A 14,914-nucleotide genomic window follows, 5' to 3' on the forward strand; every position below is an offset into this window, starting at 1 on the left:
CGGTTCTCTCAGCCTCGCCGGTCCCACCAGATGACTATAGGATTTGTGGTAGTCGACGCCGATATGGTAATCATAAGAGGCAGTCATGCTTCCAACTCCCTTGTTGAGATCTTCGAAACCCCAATAAGGTAAGCCGAAAGGCCGGAAGCGTGACTGTCCCTCGATCATCATTGGCATCTCACTGATCCGTTCTCTCAGCGGGGGCGGCCTCTTTCATGCCACCTCCTTAAATCGATTCCGGTTTAAGGAATCATGCAGTAGTCTCAGCCGCCAAATCAGGGAGCCCCGCTATGTTTCGTTTCGGAATTCTGTCCACGGCCAAGATCGGCCGCGATCTCGTCGTGCCCGCCATTCAGGACGCCGAGAACTGCGTCGTTTCGGCAGTCGCCAGCCGCGACCTCGCAAAGGCGCGCGCCATGGCCGACCGCTTTTCCGCGCCGCACGCCTTCGGATCCTATGAGGAGATGCTCGCCTCCGACACGATCGATGCGGTCTATATCCCGCTGCCGACCTCGCAGCACGTGGAGTGGACGATCAAGGCTGCCAATGCCGGCAAACATGTGCTCTGCGAAAAGCCGATTGCGCTGCGGGCATCCGAGATCGATGCATTGATCGCGGCGCGCGATCGCAACAAGGTGCTGATCGCCGAAGCCTTCATGGTCACCTACAGCCCCGTCTGGCGCAAGGCCCGCTCGCTGCTTGCCGAAGGGGCTATCGGCCGACTTCGACACGTGCAGGGTGCCTTCACCTATTTCAACCGCGACCCCGGCAACATGCGCAACATTCCGGCACTCGGTGGCGGCGGCCTGCCGGATATCGGCGTCTACCCGACGATCACCACGCGCTTCGTGACGGCCAAGGAGCCGGTGCGCGTGCAGGCAAGCACTGATCGCGACCCGGAATTCGGCACCGACATCTATTCGAGCGTGCGCGCCGACTTCGGTGATTTCGAACTGAGCTTCTATATCTCCACGCAGCTTGCCGCCCGCCAGGTCATGGTCTTCCACGGCGACAAGGGTTTCATCGAGGTGAAATCGCCGTTCAATGCCGACCGCTACGGGCGCGAGGAAGTGGAGCTCACCAACCAGAACCACGCCCAGTCGCAGCTCTTCCGCTTCCAGGATGCACGCCAGTACAAGCTGCAGGCGGAAGCGTTTGCGCGCGCTGCAAAGGGCGAAGCCGAGGAAGTGGTCACGCTCGAAAACTCGCGGCTCAACCAGAAGCTCATCGATGCGATCTACCGCGCCAGCGACAAGGACGGCTGGGAAAAGATCTGAGCCGGCTAATGAAAGAAAAAGCCCGCCGGCGCGAGCCGGCGGGCATTTCTCGTTGTTGTCGGATCAGGCCAGCGCCGCGCGCTCCCTGGCGAAGCCCTTCACCTTGAAGAACAGGAAGTCGCCGACGCCGATCAGGCCGACGATCAAGAACCCGACGCCGATGGGCGTCAGCGAGTTATAGGCGGTTGCAAGCAGTGCAAGGCTTGCGATCTGCCACAGGACGTCGCCGCCGATACTGACGCGGGCGGCAGCCGAAACCGGCCCACCGTTGCGGGCGGCCGAGAGATGGAAAATCCCCCAGGCCAGAAGCCCGACGCCAAGCAGCTTTATCATCAGCGGGGTGGCGACAGGGCTGATGAGAGCGGCGAGCGGGGCCGCACCGAGGATGAGGACCGCGCCGGTGAGGAGCGAAAATGCGCCATCGGCGAGGAAGGTCTTGTTGAGCAGGCTGCGGTTGGAAAGGTTCAACATTTTCGGCTCCATTCGTTTGTCGATATCCGGATGTTGCCGCCTCCCGGTCATGAAACCAATTACCTCGCAGGTAGTGGATTTTGCGCAGCGCCTGCGCCAATCTGCCGGCACAACGGAGATCGGCATCGATGGAATTCGGCAATCACCTGAAGGAATGGCGTGGGCACCGCCGCATGAGCCAGCTTGACCTGGCGGTGGCTGCCGGCATCTCGACGCGGCACCTTTCCTTCCTCGAAACCGGCCGATCGAAGCCATCGGAAGGCATGATCCTGCGTCTGGCCTCGGTGCTCGACATTCCTGCGCGCGACCAGGGCACGCTGTTTTCAGCCGCCGGATATCGTCCGCGCATGACGACGCGCCCTGCGTCGGGGCTCGATGCCATGCCCGCCGCCGTGGCCAATGCCATCCGGCTCATCCTTGCTCGCCACGATCCCTATCCGGGCCTGGTGCTCGATCATGAATACACGCTCCTGATCGTCAATCCGGCGCTGGCGGCGCTCGCCGTTTCGGCCGACGTGCCTTTCAATCCCGGCCAGAACTTTCTCGATGCTTTTCTCTCGTCGGAAAATGTCCGCGCCCTCGTCGTCAATTGGGAGGCTGCGGCCGCCGATCTGGTCCAGCGCGTTCGCACCGAAGCCTGGCTGCAGGGGCCGAGGAGTCGCCTTGGCAAGAGGCTGGAGAAACTGGCGGCCGATCCCGCCGTCAAGCGCGCGGTCGAAAACTATCCGGATACCGACCGGCTACCGGTTCTGCCTGTCGAGTTGCGCGTCGGGCCGGTTACGTTGAGCTTCATCACCACGCTGCAGACCTTCGGCTCGACCCAGGACGCCCTAGTGGAAGGTGTGCTGATCGAATCCTTCTTCCCGGCCAACGAGGAAACCAGAACCTTCTTCGAACGCAAGGGATGACGTGTCAGCCGTTATGCACGCCAGCGACGATGGCGCCGCACAGCGTCAGTGCAATGCCCATGTTGTAGCCGCCGATCGCTGCTGCAACCTGCACCCAGTCACCACCTGCACCCGCCAGGATGGAAAGCACGCCGGCAACGAACAGGCATGTCCGAGGCGAACGGAGGCCTGCGACAAGCATGCCGAGCATGACGGTGGCGATAATGATCATGAAACACACATTGCTGGCATCGCCGTCAGGAGTTGATGATGATCATGCCGCCGATGATCAGCACCGCGCCACCGACATAGCGCAGCGTCAAGGCTTCGCCGAGGAAGACGGCGGCAAGCAGCGGCACGATGCAAAAGGTCAGGGCCATGAACGAGTAGGCGATGGTCAGCGGTACCGACCTGATGGTGAAGATCCAGATGATCGTGCCGAAGCCGTAGACGATCAGGGCCGTCAGCAGCGTCGGACTGAAGATGAGCGCCAGCAGGCCCTGTGCGTCAGGGCTTCCCGTCTTGGCGCTCGTCAGCTTGAAAAGGATCTGGCCGGCCGAGATCAAAACCGGCGTGAAGAACAGTCCAAACCAAACGGCCGGGGCGAGATTGAGATTCATCGCAGGGCACCTCGCATCGGCTACAGCGCCGCGCGTCTCATTAGACGCGCAAAGGTCGCTGTAGCACTTTGAATTGCTGCATGTTTTTATCCTTAAATCGAATAGGATTTAAGGAAACATGCAGTAGGCCTTGTCTTCGCAATAGAAAATATCGCGACCGATATCGATGCACGCGTGTTGCGCTGGGACAGGATGCATCGCCCGCAGGAAGGAGTGCGTATAGGGGAAGAAATTGAAATGCGGATTGAAGGTGTAGCGATATTCGCGTTCGCGCGGAACGACGATGATCAGCCGCTGCCGGGTGATACGGCGCAGTTCGGCAATCGCCTTGCGATAGTCGAGGATATGCTCGATGACGTGGGTGCAGACGACGGTATCGAATTCGCCATCCGCGAAGGGAAGCTCTTCGATCATCGCCGCGAAGTATTCCACGCCCTCGATTGTGGCCGCGTCATCGATGGCGAAGTCGACGCCGGTCAAGCGCCGCAGATCGGGGTTCGCGCCTCGGATGTGCTTCAGCAGCACGCCGGTGCCGCAACCGACATCGCAGACGGATTTGCCGCGTACTTCGGCCGCAATCTTGCGAACACAGGCTTCGGAATTGTCGGTTCCTTCGTGAACGCGTGGATGCTGCTTGTAGAGCTGCTCGTATTCTAAGGCCGTCAGGAAGGGGGCACGTTCGCGAAAACGGGCGAGGTGGCCGATATGCTCGCCCCAGGCGAGGCTCGCCATGCCCTTGAACAGGCGTGAGTCCCTGACGAACGGCGGCAATATGTCTTCGATGACAAAGCGTATGCGGTTGGTGGTTTCGCGGTTCATCGACAGGGGTTCCATATATCTCGTGAGCTTAGGCCGCGTCCGGTCCGCGCCGGTGGGCACGGAGCTGCGGGACCGCCGGCTTTTCGACGACAGCCTCTCGCGCTGCGCGCCGGCCGGTCGCCATGTAATGCAGCCGCAACTGCTCGGTGCGGGCCCGCGATACGGAGTCCAGGATCAGGCCGGCGGTGAACATCGTGATCGATATCAGCAGCAGCACCATCGAAAGCACCCAGGTCGGCATGCGGGGAACCAGCCCCGTGCCGAAATATTCGATCAGCACCGGCGTCATGAAAATCAGGCTCGTTGTCATGAAAGCGAGGCTGATCAGACCAAAGAAGGCGAAGGGTCGCGTTTCCTTCATCAGCATTGCGAACATCCAGAGGATCTTGGCGCCGTCGCGGTAAGTTGAGAGCTTGGAATGCGAGCCTTCGGGGCGTCTGCCATAATCCAGCTCCAGTTCGCTGACCGGCAGCTTCAACCGCGAGGCATGCACCGACATCTCGGTCTCGATCTCGAAGCCGGCGGATATCGCCGGAAAACTCTTCACGAACCGTCGCGAGAAGACGCGATAGCCGGAAAAGATGTCACTGAAATCCGTACCGAAGATCGACCGGTAGAGGTAGTTGAAGAGCTTGTTGCCGAGCGCGTGACCCTGCCTGCCTGCATCTTCGCGAATATTGCGCCGCGTCCCCACGACCATGTCCGACTGTTCGGTAATCAGCGTGCGGATCAGGTCCTCGGCGTCAGCCGGTGAGTAGGTGCCGTCGCCATCTGCCATCACGTAGATATCCGCGTCGATGTCGGCGAACATCCGCCGGACCACGTGTCCTTTGCCTTGCCGTCTTTCGCGAACGACGGTGGCGCCGGCGAGCATTGCCTGCAAGGCGGTTCCGTCCGTCGAGTTGTTGTCGAAGACGTGAATGCTGGCCGTCGGCAATGCGGCTCTGAAGTCGCGCACGACGCCGCCGATGGTCGAAGCTTCGTTGTAGCAGGGCAGAAGGACAGCAATGCTTAAGGGTTCAAACATCGGCGCAGCTCGATTTGAAAGTGTCAGCGCATGATAGGTGTCGCCGGTTAACAACACGCCAAAGTGCACATGCGCGTCAGCGCCTTTGTCTTCGGGAGCCCGGTACAACTTTACGGTTTTTTGATCCCGCCCGATTAGGGTCCTGGGAGGATAGGGGCGTAAGAAGATGCTGGACAGAATTGCGAGACGTCAGGACCCGGCGGCAGTGACCGCAAAAATGCGCTTCTGGTCGAGCTTGCCTTGGATGGTCCTGTTCTATGGCGCGCCCGTCGTCTTGTTTTTGGCCGTCCGTTTCCTCCGCGCATCGGATTATGTGGGCCGCGACAATGATGACGCCATGCGGCTGGTTCAGGTTCGAGACCTGCTCAACGGTCAAGGCTGGTTCGACCTGGTCCAGCTTCGTCTCGGTCTGGATGGCGGCACGCAGATGCATTGGTCGCGGCTGATCGACCTGCCGATAGCCGGGCTCATTTCCTTGCTCAGTCCGCTCTTCGGTGCCGACAGAGCCGAAGTGCTGGCGCTTGCGATCTGGCCGATCTTCCTCGCCATTCCATTGCTGGTGTTCATGGGGCTCGCCGGCCGTCGTATTGGCGGAACGCAATGCATGCATTTCTGCCTCGGTCTGACGGCGATCTTTGTGGTGACCAGCAATCGGTTTATGGGTGGCGCCATCGATCACCACAACGTCCAGCTGGTCCTGGCTGCAGTGATGGCCGCGATGCTGGTCGACATGCGCCATCGTGCGCGCAACTACGTGATTGCCGGCGCGGCGGCGGCGCTGGCGATTGCCATCGGCGCCGAGACGACGCCGCTTGTGGCGGTCGTTTGTGCCATTGTCGCGTTGCAATGGGCGCTCCTCGGGCGGGACGTTGCTGGTGCGACCATCGCTTTCGGCATCTCACTGGCAGTTACCTTGAGCACTGTGTTCTTCCTCACGGTGCCGCCTCACCTCTATCGCGTGGCAACCTGTGACAACCTGTCGATCGCCTTCTACTCCCTGGCACTTGTCGGCGGTTGTGTGCTGGCTGCGTCTGCGGCATTTGTTAGCGATCGCGGAATATCGGCTCGGTTTGTCGCGCTGGCCGTCAGTGCCTGTTCCGTCCTGGCTGTCGCACTCGTTATTGCGCCCCAATGCCTTGGCAACCCGCTTGCCGATCTTGACCCGCTGTTGATCGAACTTTGGCTCGACCGTGTGACCGAGGCGCAATCCTTCGCGACCGTGCTGGCGCGCCAGCCGGCAAGCGTCGGCGCCTACTATTTCTGTGGGGTCTTTGCATCGCTCGTCTGTGTCTGGCGCATTTGGCAGGGCGATCGGGTCAGACTGCATCTCATCCTCGTCGCCCTTGTTGCTGCCAATCTTGCCATCGCGATGGTCCAGGTGCGAGCGATGGCGTTTTCCAACCTTCTGGCAATCCTGCCGCTCTCGCTGCTGCTCGTGGATATGCGAGCCTGGTCGCAGGGGGGAACCAGGGGCGTGAGCGCATCGCTCGCCTATGTCCTTGTTCTGATTTTTTCGGTGCCCGCAGTCTGGGCAATCGGCGGCGCCTTGGCACGCAACGGCCTTGCCGCTCTGGAGGCGCCGCAGGCGTCCAATACCGAAAACTGCCTGACGCCGGCAGCTCTTTCAGATCTTGAAGGTCTTCCGCCATCGATGATCGTTGGTCCTTCGGATATCGGCGCCTCGATCCTTAGATACACGAGCCACCGTGTCTTGACGGCGCCCTATCATCGCAATGCCGATGGCATGCTTATGGAGCTGAAGATCGGGCTGGCGTCGCCATCTGATGCCAAGGCGATGCTGAGCAAGTTGCACGAACCGATCCTGGCATTTTGCGCCAACGATGTTCAGGCAGACATGATCATCAAGCGGGAACCTCGGGGGCTCTACGGGCAGCTCGCCGCCGGTCGGGTTCCGGAGTTTCTGACGCCGCTGCCTGTTTCCGAGAAATCCAGCATTTTGCTCTACGCGCTGAAGCCATAGCGAGCGGAGACGGCGGAGGAAGAAACCGGTAGAAAGGCGCACGGTTCTGCTGACCTTGGGCCTCTCGTCGGCTACAAATGGGCATGAGCTCCATTTTCGACAACGATTCTCCGAGCAACCTCACCGAATATTCGGTCTCCGAGCTTTCCGGCTCGATCAAGCGTACGGTCGAGCAGGCCTTCGATCAGGTTCGTGTGCGTGGCGAGATCTCGGGCTATCGTGGGCCGCATTCTTCGGGGCACGCCTATTTCGCGCTCAAGGACGATCGGGCGCGCATCGATGCGGTGATCTGGAAGGGCACCTTCTCGCGGCTGCGCTTCCGCCCGGAAGAGGGCATGGAAGTGATCGCCACCGGCAAGGTCACGACCTTCCCCGGTTCGTCGAAATACCAGATCGTCATCGAGACGCTGGAGCCGGCCGGTGCCGGCGCGTTGATGGCGCTTTTGGAAGAGCGCAAGCGCAAGCTTGGCGCCGAAGGCCTGTTCGACGCGACGCGCAAGCGGCCGCTGCCTTTTATGCCAAAGGTGATCGGCGTGGTCACTTCGCCGACCGGGGCCGTCATTCGCGATATCCTCCACCGCATCGCCGACCGGTTCCCCGTCCATGTCGTCGTCTGGCCGGTTAGGGTCCAGGGCGAAGGCTCGGGAGACGAGGTGGCGGCGGCCATCCGTGGCTTCAACGAATGCGAAGCCGGCGGGCCGATCACCCGCCCCGACGTCCTGATCGTCGCGCGCGGTGGCGGCAGCCTGGAAGATCTCTGGGGTTTCAACGACGAGGCGGTCGTGCGCGCGGCGGCAGCGTCCGTCATCCCGCTGATCTCGGCCGTCGGTCACGAGACCGACTGGACGTTGATCGACTATGCTGCCGACCAACGCGCACCGACCCCGACCGGGGCGGCGGAAATGGCCGTGCCGGTCAAGGCCGATCTGGAAGCGGAAGTATCCGGCCTTTCGGCGCGGCTGAAGGCCGGCATGGTCAGGCAGATGGAAAACCGTCGCCAAGTGGTGCGGTCGCTTGCCCGGGCGCTGCCGTCGCTCGATCAGTTGTTGGCGCTGCCGCGTCGACGCTTCGACGAGGCTGCCCTCGGCCTCGGGCGTGGTCTGATGATGAACACAACGAACAAGCGCCGGATGTTCGAGCGCGCTTCGGCGGAGCTGCGGCCGGATCTGGTCAAGGCGCGGCTCGGCGATCGTCGGCAACGGCTAAACGATGCGATGAACCGCGCCGAGCGCGTCGTCGAGCGTCAGGTCCATCGCGGACAGTCGCGTGTCTCGGCGGCGGATGCGTCGCTGCGCGCGCTGCCGTCGCGCCTGCTGGCCCAGATCCACCGCTCGACGGATCGCGTGGCTGGGCTGGTTGCGCGGTCCGACGCGGCAATCCGCACGGACATTCGCCGGTTGACGGGTGTCATCGCCGCACAGGACCGCATCCTGCAATCGCTGTCCTATCGCAATGTCCTGCAGCGCGGTTTTGCGCTGGTGCGCGACGGCGAGGGCGGCCCGGTTCGCCAGGCCGCGGCCGTTGCGCCCGGCATGGCGCTGTCGCTGGAATTTGCCGACGGCAGCGTTTCGGCGATTGCGGGTGAGGGTGGGGAGCCGACAGCCCAGGCGGCCGCCAGGAAGAAGCAGCCGAAAACCGGTGGTTCCGGTGGCGACCCGTCGAAGCAAGGCAGCCTGTTCTAGGCAAGGTTTGCGATCACGGGAGCCCTCATCTTTCCAACGAGGACGGGTTGACTGTGCGGCCTGCATCAATGACGCCTGCTTTTCATTTCCCTGTCACGGAGGCAGCATAACGCCGCGCTCACAGCACTCTGCGGAATGGAAGTCAGATATGGTCGAACGAGCCAAGATTATCTTCATTCACGGCGCTTCCAGCAGTGGAAAATCCACTCTGGCGCGCGCGGTCCAGGCACAAATCGGCGAGCCATTCTGGCACGTCTCGATTGACCATATTCGTGATTCGGGAACGTTGCCGACGGAAAGATTCCGGCGCGGCGACTTCAGGTGGCAGGAATACCGTGCCCGTTTCTTCGAAGGGTTCCACCGCTCCCTGGTCGCCTATGCCTCGGCCGGCAACAATCTCCTGCTGGAACACATTCTCGAGGAGCCCGGTTGGGCGTCTGAGCTGGCGATGATGCTGCAGTCCTTCGATGTCTTCTTCGTCGCGCTCCACTGTGAGCTTCAGGAACTTGTCCGACGGGAAACGCTGCGCGCGGACCGGCCGATCGGCAGCGCTAAAGACGATTTCCATCGCATTCACGAGGGGCAGCGCTACGATCTTCAGCTTCATTCAGGGCAAGCCGTTGAAGATAACGCTGCGCAACTGATTTCCGCCTGGGCGTCGCGCCGGTCGCCATCCGTGTTCGAGGAACTGGCCTTGGAAGCGCGCGCCCGGCCCGCCTACTCCTCCGGTCTCTGAGCAAGGGCGAGTTTGGCAAACGCATTTGGAATCGGCCGATTTTCCGGTGACATGCGTTCGTCGCGGGCGGGTCGCGCTACGGCTCAAAAGATCGTCATTGCAATAGATTGATTCTTTGGATCATTTTCTCCGTCGATCGATCTCGATCCCAGGTCTTATGCAGTAGGAACAATGGATGCATATTCTGCTCGTGCTCGCCCATCCGCTGGAAGACAGCTTTGCCGCCAGCGTCGCCCGCGAAGCGCAACGGGCGCTTGTTGCCGGTGGCCATACCGTCGATCTGCTCGATCTCTATCGCGAGGATTTCGATCCGAGGTTGAGCAAGGTAGAGCGCGGCAGCTATTTCACCGACAACTACGATGCCAGCTTAACGGCCGGGTTGATCGCGCGGCTGCAGGCAGCGGACGGGATCGTCCTGGTTTTTCCGCAATGGTGGTTCAATTTTCCGGCGATCCTCAAGGGCTTCTTCGATCGGGTCTTCGTGCCGGGCGTTGCCTTCGACAACGATCCGGCCGGCGGCCGCATCATCCCGCGGCTGAAGAACATCAAGCTCTTCTGGGCGCTGACGACGACGGGATCGCCCTGGTGGGTGGTGCATCTTTATATGGGCAACCCCGTGCGGCGGCTGCTGAAGCGCGGTATTGCCGCCTTCTGCGCCAAGGGCCTCGATTTCCGCATGGTCAGCCTGCACGACATGGATCGGGCCACGGATGAGAAACGTAAGCGTCACCTTGCCCGCGTGCGGCAGCTCGCCGGACGCATCTGATCGTCAGCCCTATTCATAGGTTGCAAGCAGTTTCCGCAGCACCGCATCCAGCGCTTCGCGCTCGTCCGGTGCAAGGCTTGCAACGACCCGGTGCTGGTTGGCGACATGGGCCGTCGCAGCCTCGTCGACGCGTTCCAAGCCTTCCGCCGTCAGCGCTATGATCACGCCGCGGCGGTCGTCCGGATTGTCGAGGCGCTGGACGAGACCCTGCTTTTCCAGCTGGTCGATGCGGTTGGTCATCGTGCCGGAACTGACCATGGTGGTCGCCAGCAGTTCGCCGGGTGAGAGCTGAAAGGGTGATCCGGAGCGCCTGAGCGCCGCAAGCACGTCGAAGCTCGCCGACGTCAATCCGCGCTCGGCGAAGGTCTTTTCGATCTCGCGTCCGATATGGTTACGCAGCCGCGTGAAGCGGCCGAGAAGGCCCATGGCCGAAACGTCCAGGTCTGGTCGTTCGCGTTGCCACTGCGCCAGAATTCTATCGACGTGATCCATCTGAGCCTCCACCGTTCTTCCGAAATGCCTAAGGCGAAGATATCTTGACGTCAAGATAATATCGGTTATAACGGAGATATCTTGATCTAGAGATACTTGAGGTAGAGACATGATCGCCAGCCGCAACGCCGACCTCGCCCTGACCGCCCTGGCGCCTGCCATCTGGGGCAGCACCTATCTGGTCACGACCGAACTGCTGCCGCCGGGCTATCCCTTGACGGTCGCCATGTTGCGCGCCTTGCCGGCGGGGCTCTTGCTCCTGCTGATCGTCCGCCAGCTGCCTTCAGGCATCTGGTGGCCGCGCACGTTCCTGCTCGGCGCCCTCAATTTCTCGTTCTTCTGGGCGATGCTGTTCGTGTCTGCCTACCGGTTGCCCGGCGGCGTCGCCGCCACGGTCGGCGCGATCCAGCCGCTGATCGTCATCCTGTTGTCGCGCGTCTTTCTCGGCTCGCCGATCCGCGCGCTGAGCATCATCGCCGGCCTTGCTGGCATCGTCGGCGTCGGCCTGCTTGTGCTGACACCGGGCGCAACGCTCGATCCACTCGGCGTCGTTGCCGGTCTTGCCGGTGCCGTGTCGATGGCCTTCGGCACGGTTCTGAGCCGCCACTGGGCGCCGCCCGTGCCGCCCTTGACCTTCACCGCCTGGCAGCTTGCCGCCGGCGGAGTGCTGCTGGTGCCGGTCGCTCTCTTCTTTGAGCCGGCCCTGCCGACCCTGACGATGGCGAACTACGCGGGCCTCGCCTATCTCGGCCTGATCGGCGCCGCCTTCACCTATCTGCTCTGGTTCCGGGGGCTGTCGCGCCTCGAGCCCTCGGCCGTAGCGCCGCTCGGCTTCCTAAGTCCTGTCGTCGCGATCCTGCTCGGCTGGGGTGTGCTTGATGAACGTCTGACACCGGTCCAGGCGCTGGGCATTCTCGTCGTGCTAATCAGCGTCTGGCTGAGCCAGCGGGCGCAACTGGCGCCTCGCGTTCGCCCGGCCCGTGCGTGAAGAACAAGGTGCCCCCTTCGCTCACCAATCCAGGCAAGCGCTGAGGTTGGACAAGGCAGGCGCCCCGGCAAAAACCTACCCGAGGTCGCAGTCGCGGGTGCCGGCCGCCGCTTTCGCAGCGGCGGCCGTTAACCCCCGAGCGATCGGCGTGTGGATATCGGCGGCAGCCATGGCCTCGAGCCCGGCCGCGGTCGTGCCAGCGTAATCGAGGAAGGTTTGCACGATTTCGTCAGGCGTCTGCTTGCTGCCTGCCAGCAAGGTGCTGCCGCCGAGGAAAAGCTGGCGCACGGCGCGCTCGGCGATGCCTCTCTCGATGCCTTTCGTCACGGCATCGGAAATCATCGCATCGGCAAAGACGGCAAGAAAGGCAGGGCCGGAGCCGGTCAAGGCGGTGAAGTAGTCGAGCTCGGTTTCCGTCGCGATCCTTTGCACCTTGCCGGATGCTTCAAAGAGCCGCTCGGCGAAGGCGCAATCCGCCTCGGTGGTGTCAGGGCTTGCAAGCCACGGTGTGAAGGAGAGCCGCTTTTCGGCGGCAGTATTCGGCATCGCCCTGATGATGCGACGAGCCTCGAAGCGGGCGGCAAGGTCGGCAAGCGAAACCATCGCCATCACCGAAATGACGAGCTTGCCCGAGAGATCGAGCGCGATGGCGTCGAGATCCTGTGGGCGTACGGACAGCATCACCACATCCGCGTCAGCGGCGAGCGCGGCGTATCTTTCGTCTGGCGGACAGCCGGCCAGGGCTCGAAGCCCGGGACGGTGCCGCTGCGCGAGGAGACGGTCAACGCCTCCCCGGCGATGACGCCATCGGCAAGGGCGGGCAGCAACAGGGCCTTGCCCAGCCAGCCGCCGCCGCCGATGACACCGAACTGCGTCAAGCCCACTCGCCCTGCCGCATGACCGGCACGCGACTGCCGTCGGCGCGCACGCCGTCGATATCCACCTGGCCGGAGCCGATCATCCAGTCGATGTGGATCAGGCTCGAATTGCCGCCCTGGGCGCGGATCTGTTCCGGCGTCAGGCTGGTGTCGTCGACGAAGCAGCCCGAGTAGCACTGGCCAAGCGCGTTGTGGCACGAGGCATTTTCGTCGAACAGGGTGTTGTAGAACAGGATGCCGCTTGCCGAAATCGGCGAGGAATGCGGCACGAGGGCCACTTCACCGAGCCTGCGCGCGCCCTCGTCGGTGTCGAGCACCTTGTTCAGCACCTCCTCGCCGCGCGAAGCCTTCGCCTCGACGATGCGTCCGCCTTCGAACCGGACCTGAATGTTGTCGATCAGCGTACCCTGATGCGACAGCGGCTTGGTGCTGGAGACGTATCCCTCGACGCGCAGCGCGTGCGGTGTCGTGAAGACCTCTTCGGTCGGGATATTGGGATTGCAGATGATGCCGTTTTTCGCTTCCGACGCGCCGCCACACCACAGATGGCCATCGGCCAGCCCGACGACGAGATCGGTGCCGGGGCCGGTGAAATGCAGCGAGGCGAAGCGTTCGCCGTTCAGCCAGGCGGAGCGTCGCGCCAGGTTGGCATTGTGCGCCTTCCAGGCCGCAACCGGATCGTCGAGATCGACGCGCGACGCGGCGAAAATGGCGTTGGCCAGCTTTTCCACCGCGATCGGCTCGGGATCGTTCGGGAACACCAGCTGCGCCCAGGCAGGGTTCGGATAGGAGACGATGTTCCAGTTGATGTCGAAATTCGTGATTTTTTCGAGCGCCGGCTTGTAGGCGATGGAATTGGCCTTGTTGGCGCGCGCCACTTTGCTCGGGTCCTGGGCCGACAGCATCATCGGGTTGTCGCCGGAGATGGCTAGGCGGGCAGCGCCGCCGCCGAATGCCTTGGCCATGCCTTCGTAAAGCCAGTCGCTTGCCCGGTCGAAGCTTTCGTCAGGCGCGTAGGCGTAGCGCGCAAGTGTCGTTTCCTCGTCGGAATAGAACGTCGTCACCAGACCGGCGCCGGCCTTGTAGGCGTGCTTGGCGATATCGCGCACAAGCGGCATGGCGGCGATCGGCGCCGTCATTACCAGGTCCTGGCCCTTTTGCAGCTGCAGGCCGACCTTGATGGCGACTTCCGCGAGCTTGTCGAGTTTTACCGGGTCGATCGGGGTGGGGGTGTTGGCGGGATAGGTCATGATTTGCCTGTCATTATGAAATCGGACGAACAAGACTTAGTGCGCTTTGCGGCGAAAATGAAGGCTGGCGGTTGCAAACGTCAGATGCTCTTGGCTGCAGCGCGCATTCTGGCGACATTGCTGTCGTGCACCTCTTCATAGGGCGCGAAGTAGAGGATCGAACCGGCGGCGATCTCATCGGCAGCAAAATCCTTGAGAGGCCCGATGGGAGTTCCGTCCGCGGCCGCGCGCACCAAACGTTCGAGATAGCTTCGGTTCGCATCGATCAGCGCCGCGTCATAGCCGCCCGCAGCAATACGATCGCGATCGCCGTGGCTTGGCAGGATGCGGGCGATCGGCCATTCCCGCAGGCGCTTCAATTCGGCGATATGCGTTGCGACCTGCTCGGCTTCGGCGATAAAGGTGGCGCAGTCTTCGACCGTGTCGCCGGCCAGCAGCAGCTTTTCCTCGGGCAGCCAGAGGACATTGCCGTCGGCGCTGTGAATGGCGAAATGATGCAGTTCCACCTTTCATTGCCCCACCTTGAGATCAAGCCCGTGCTCAAACAGGCGGTTGGGCATGACGAGGGGATGGATCGGCGGCGTTGCGATTTCGATCTTCTCGCGGTTTTCGGCAAGCCGTTCCGCCGTCAGCGACAAAGCGATGATCTCGCAATCGGCAAAGGCGGCGTTTCCGGCTACGTGGTCCTTGTGCCAGTGGCTGAGCACGACCCGGATCGAGGTGACGCCAAGGCCTTCGAGATGGACGCGAATGGCTTCGGCGTGGGGGATGGAGATGTGGGTGTCGTAGACGAGCGCCTCACCGCCATCGACGATTGCGTAGGACGCGACGCCCAACGCATAGGCGCCATCGTCCAGCCAGTTTGGTCCCTCGGAATGGAGCCGGGTCCCGGCAATCCGCCCGTCGTAATAGGCGAAGATGCCGGGATAGGGCTGCAATATCGTCAGGGTCGACGTCATATCAGGCATGGCGCGCTTGCTCCTCCCGTTGTTCGCATCTGTCATAGGATGGCGCGCGCCGAAAAAGAAGGGCCGTGGGGC

Annotated in this window: 18 protein-coding genes; 7 read left to right on the forward strand and 11 right to left on the reverse strand. The window is 62.3% G+C overall.

The genetic code is table 11. The features are described 5' to 3' along the window. Nucleotides 1-290 precede the first annotated feature (290 nt). Nucleotides 291-1,277, forward strand: coding sequence for a Gfo/Idh/MocA family oxidoreductase (locus ASD52_RS12485; RefSeq protein ID WP_025425562.1), 987 nt, complete (start codon nucleotides 291-293; stop codon nucleotides 1,275-1,277). A 63-nt stretch (nucleotides 1,278-1,340) separates the two neighbouring features. On the opposite strand, the gene ASD52_RS12490 is transcribed toward ASD52_RS12485, so the two are convergent. Beyond that, entirely contained in the window at nucleotides 1,341-1,748 is a 408-nt protein-coding gene (locus tag ASD52_RS12490; RefSeq protein ID WP_025425563.1) for a hypothetical protein, read from the reverse strand. A 128-nt stretch (nucleotides 1,749-1,876) separates the two neighbouring features. Between ASD52_RS12490 and ASD52_RS12495 the strand changes: the two genes are divergently transcribed. Beyond that, nucleotides 1,877-2,656, forward strand: coding sequence for a helix-turn-helix transcriptional regulator (locus tag ASD52_RS12495; protein WP_025425564.1), 780 nt, complete (start codon nucleotides 1,877-1,879; stop codon nucleotides 2,654-2,656). A 4-nt stretch (nucleotides 2,657-2,660) separates the two neighbouring features. Here ASD52_RS12495 and ASD52_RS12500 read toward each other — a convergent pair whose 3' ends face one another. From ASD52_RS12500 to ASD52_RS12515, 4 genes are all read right to left on the reverse strand, one after another. Beyond that, nucleotides 2,661-2,867 carry a hypothetical protein gene (locus ASD52_RS12500; RefSeq protein ID WP_025425565.1) on the reverse strand — a complete coding sequence of 69 codons (207 nt, stop codon included), beginning with the start codon at nucleotides 2,865-2,867 and terminating at the stop codon, nucleotides 2,661-2,663. 25 nt (nucleotides 2,868-2,892) lie between these two features. Beyond that, nucleotides 2,893-3,255: a transporter gene (locus ASD52_RS12505; RefSeq protein WP_025425566.1), complete on the reverse strand. Its 363-nt coding sequence runs from the start codon at nucleotides 3,253-3,255 to the stop codon at nucleotides 2,893-2,895. A gap of 108 nt (nucleotides 3,256-3,363) precedes the next feature. Further along, complete coding sequence (locus ASD52_RS12510) at nucleotides 3,364-4,074, reverse strand: class I SAM-dependent methyltransferase (protein WP_025425567.1); 711 nt, start codon at nucleotides 4,072-4,074, stop codon at nucleotides 3,364-3,366. 28 nt (nucleotides 4,075-4,102) lie between these two features. Continuing rightward, nucleotides 4,103-5,101 (reverse strand): glycosyltransferase, encoded by a 999-nt coding sequence (locus ASD52_RS12515; RefSeq protein WP_038576640.1) that lies wholly within the window; start codon nucleotides 5,099-5,101, stop codon nucleotides 4,103-4,105. A 166-nt stretch (nucleotides 5,102-5,267) separates the two neighbouring features. Between ASD52_RS12515 and ASD52_RS12520 the strand changes: the two genes are divergently transcribed. The 4 genes from ASD52_RS12520 to ASD52_RS12535 all read left to right on the forward strand — a co-directional run bounded on the left by ASD52_RS12520 (nucleotide 5,268) and on the right by ASD52_RS12535 (nucleotide 10,266). Beyond that, nucleotides 5,268-7,082: a hypothetical protein gene (locus ASD52_RS12520; RefSeq protein WP_038575812.1), complete on the forward strand. Its 1,815-nt coding sequence runs from the start codon at nucleotides 5,268-5,270 to the stop codon at nucleotides 7,080-7,082. Between the two features lie 83 nt (nucleotides 7,083-7,165). Then, nucleotides 7,166-8,764, forward strand: a complete 1,599-nt coding sequence (gene xseA, locus ASD52_RS12525; RefSeq protein WP_025425569.1) for an exodeoxyribonuclease VII large subunit — start codon at nucleotides 7,166-7,168, stop codon at nucleotides 8,762-8,764. A gap of 148 nt (nucleotides 8,765-8,912) precedes the next feature. After that, nucleotides 8,913-9,500 (forward strand): AAA family ATPase, encoded by a 588-nt coding sequence (locus ASD52_RS12530; RefSeq protein ID WP_057204329.1) that lies wholly within the window; start codon nucleotides 8,913-8,915, stop codon nucleotides 9,498-9,500. A gap of 175 nt (nucleotides 9,501-9,675) precedes the next feature. Beyond that, a complete protein-coding gene (locus ASD52_RS12535; RefSeq protein WP_025425571.1) occupies nucleotides 9,676-10,266 on the forward strand; it encodes an NAD(P)H-dependent oxidoreductase in 591 nt (196 codons plus the stop codon). A 9-nt stretch (nucleotides 10,267-10,275) separates the two neighbouring features. On the opposite strand, the gene ASD52_RS12540 is transcribed toward ASD52_RS12535, so the two are convergent. Next, nucleotides 10,276-10,770, reverse strand: a complete 495-nt coding sequence (locus ASD52_RS12540) for a MarR family transcriptional regulator (RefSeq protein ID WP_025425572.1) — start codon at nucleotides 10,768-10,770, stop codon at nucleotides 10,276-10,278. A 100-nt stretch (nucleotides 10,771-10,870) separates the two neighbouring features. Here ASD52_RS12540 and ASD52_RS12545 point away from each other — a divergent pair, with 100 nt between their 5' ends. Next, nucleotides 10,871-11,746, forward strand: a complete 876-nt coding sequence (locus ASD52_RS12545) for an EamA family transporter (protein ID WP_025425573.1) — start codon at nucleotides 10,871-10,873, stop codon at nucleotides 11,744-11,746. Between the two features lie 75 nt (nucleotides 11,747-11,821). On the opposite strand, the gene ASD52_RS12550 is transcribed toward ASD52_RS12545, so the two are convergent. The 5 genes from ASD52_RS12550 to ASD52_RS40740 form a co-directional block, all read right to left on the reverse strand. Then, nucleotides 11,822-12,427, reverse strand: a complete 606-nt coding sequence (locus tag ASD52_RS12550) for a pyrroline-5-carboxylate reductase dimerization domain-containing protein (protein ID WP_057224605.1) — start codon at nucleotides 12,425-12,427, stop codon at nucleotides 11,822-11,824. Then, on the reverse strand, nucleotides 12,427-12,624 hold the full coding sequence (locus ASD52_RS37230; RefSeq protein ID WP_156612971.1) for a hypothetical protein: 198 nt from the start codon (nucleotides 12,622-12,624) through the stop codon (nucleotides 12,427-12,429). The genes ASD52_RS12550 and ASD52_RS37230 overlap by 1 nt, the downstream gene beginning before the upstream one ends. Next, nucleotides 12,621-13,874, reverse strand: a complete 1,254-nt coding sequence (locus ASD52_RS12560) for an aminopeptidase (RefSeq protein ID WP_057224607.1) — start codon at nucleotides 13,872-13,874, stop codon at nucleotides 12,621-12,623. Before ASD52_RS12560 ends, ASD52_RS37230 begins: the two co-directional genes overlap by 4 nt. Before the next feature lie 80 nt (nucleotides 13,875-13,954). After that, nucleotides 13,955-14,380, reverse strand: a complete 426-nt coding sequence (locus tag ASD52_RS40735) for a hypothetical protein (protein WP_347369222.1) — start codon at nucleotides 14,378-14,380, stop codon at nucleotides 13,955-13,957. A 3-nt stretch (nucleotides 14,381-14,383) separates the two neighbouring features. Further along, entirely contained in the window at nucleotides 14,384-14,842 is a 459-nt protein-coding gene (locus tag ASD52_RS40740) for an MBL fold metallo-hydrolase (protein WP_347369223.1), read from the reverse strand. Nucleotides 14,843-14,914: the final 72 nt, after the last annotated feature.

It is taken from the genome of Ensifer sp. Root142 (assembly GCF_001426785.1).
Lineage (GTDB): Bacteria > Pseudomonadota > Alphaproteobacteria > Rhizobiales > Rhizobiaceae > Ensifer > Ensifer canadensis.

Excerpts from the sequence above, each read along its gene's own strand:
- ASD52_RS12560 (WP_057224607.1), bottom strand. The coding sequence starts at position 13,874 with ATGACCTATCCCGCCAACACCCCCACCCCGATCGACCCGGTAAAACTC.
- ASD52_RS12550 (WP_057224605.1), bottom strand. The coding sequence starts at position 12,427 with ATGCTGTCCGTACGCCCACAGGATCTCGACGCCATCGCGCTCGATCTC.
- ASD52_RS40740 (WP_347369223.1), bottom strand. The coding sequence starts at position 14,842 with ATGCCTGATATGACGTCGACCCTGACGATATTGCAGCCCTATCCCGGC.
- ASD52_RS12520 (WP_038575812.1), top strand. The coding sequence starts at position 5,268 with ATGCTGGACAGAATTGCGAGACGTCAGGACCCGGCGGCAGTGACCGCA.
- xseA (WP_025425569.1), top strand. The coding sequence starts at position 7,166 with ATGAGCTCCATTTTCGACAACGATTCTCCGAGCAACCTCACCGAATAT.
- ASD52_RS12530 (WP_057204329.1), top strand. The coding sequence starts at position 8,913 with ATGGTCGAACGAGCCAAGATTATCTTCATTCACGGCGCTTCCAGCAGT.
- ASD52_RS12485 (WP_025425562.1), top strand. The coding sequence starts at position 291 with ATGTTTCGTTTCGGAATTCTGTCCACGGCCAAGATCGGCCGCGATCTC.
- ASD52_RS12505 (WP_025425566.1), bottom strand. The coding sequence starts at position 3,255 with ATGAATCTCAATCTCGCCCCGGCCGTTTGGTTTGGACTGTTCTTCACG.
- ASD52_RS12515 (WP_038576640.1), bottom strand. The coding sequence starts at position 5,101 with ATGTTTGAACCCTTAAGCATTGCTGTCCTTCTGCCCTGCTACAACGAA.
- ASD52_RS12495 (WP_025425564.1), top strand. The coding sequence starts at position 1,877 with ATGGAATTCGGCAATCACCTGAAGGAATGGCGTGGGCACCGCCGCATG.
- ASD52_RS12500 (WP_025425565.1), bottom strand. The coding sequence starts at position 2,867 with ATGATCATTATCGCCACCGTCATGCTCGGCATGCTTGTCGCAGGCCTC.
- ASD52_RS12510 (WP_025425567.1), bottom strand. The coding sequence starts at position 4,074 with ATGAACCGCGAAACCACCAACCGCATACGCTTTGTCATCGAAGACATA.
- ASD52_RS12535 (WP_025425571.1), top strand. The coding sequence starts at position 9,676 with ATGCATATTCTGCTCGTGCTCGCCCATCCGCTGGAAGACAGCTTTGCC.
- ASD52_RS12490 (WP_025425563.1), bottom strand. The coding sequence starts at position 1,748 with ATGTTGAACCTTTCCAACCGCAGCCTGCTCAACAAGACCTTCCTCGCC.